1 pseudogene is annotated in these 315 nt (G+C 51.1%); it reads left to right on the top strand.

The window, feature by feature from the left end:
- Positions 1 to 95 precede the first annotated feature (95 nt).
- Positions 96 to 315: pseudogene (locus tag PAT3040_RS22170) on the top strand (IS4 family transposase); the annotation flags it as partial.

The raw sequence follows: 315 nt of genomic DNA, 5'->3' as shown, positions 1-315 counted from the left end.
ATAGCTTACCCGTCGAGATCACACAAGCTTTGTTTGCTGCTGTGGTACATGCCCTTCGAGAGCCGATCAAGTCTCCTCCGGAGGGAAAGAAACCTGTGCTGTCTATCGTCGATTCTACGAGCCTTCGCATGCCGCCTGTCTTAGGCGACTGGGCGTATGTGACGGAGAAACAAAACAGTGTAAAGGTTCATACGCGCTTGGTGGTCATTGATGAACATACTGCGTATCCTGATCATATTGTGCCTTCTACGGGCAACATAAGCGACTTCTCGGGGTCGGATGATCTCGTCGTGGTTGATCCTGGCGTGCTTTATG

The sequence above is a fragment of the Paenibacillus agaridevorans genome (assembly GCF_003112455.1).
Classification (GTDB): Bacteria; Bacillota; Bacilli; order Paenibacillales; family Paenibacillaceae; genus Pristimantibacillus; species Pristimantibacillus agaridevorans.
This window is presented reverse-complemented; position numbering and strand designations above follow the sequence as displayed.